Genomic DNA, 370 nt, shown 5'->3' with positions numbered 1-370 from the left:
CGCCGCTCTGTGCTGTTCATCACCCACAGCATCGAGGAAGCGCTGCTGCTCTCCGACCGGATCTACGTACTGTCGGCACGACCTGCTTCGGTGATGCATGTCGTAGATGTTCCCTTCCCCCGTCCTCGCCGGGAGGAAATCACTCTTGATTCGCGTTTTAGCGAATGGAAGCGGACCATGACGGACTGGATGCGTCAGGAAAAATACAAGCTGTACGACGGCATGGAGGAGCATGCGGAGAGTGTCCGCAAAAATCCCACGGATAACGGAGCGGATCAGTATGAGTGACATTTTGACCACGGCAGCACCCGCGCCATTAATCGACGCGCACATTCATGTTGACAGCTACCCGCCTGAGCAGCAGGAGCCG

At 57.0% G+C, this 370-nt stretch carries 2 pseudogenes; both read left to right on the top strand.

From position 1 onward, the window contains the following. Positions 1–288: pseudogene (locus tag WG8_RS27755) on the top strand (ABC transporter ATP-binding protein); the annotation flags it as partial. Beyond that, positions 281–370: pseudogene (locus tag WG8_RS29405) on the top strand (TatD family hydrolase); the annotation flags it as partial. The pseudogenes WG8_RS27755 and WG8_RS29405, both read left to right, overlap by 8 nt.

Origin of the sequence: Paenibacillus sp. Aloe-11 (assembly GCF_000245715.1) — a bacterium.
In the GTDB taxonomy this organism is placed as follows: Bacteria; Bacillota; Bacilli; order Paenibacillales; family Paenibacillaceae; genus Paenibacillus; species Paenibacillus kribbensis.
This window is presented reverse-complemented; position numbering and strand designations above follow the sequence as displayed.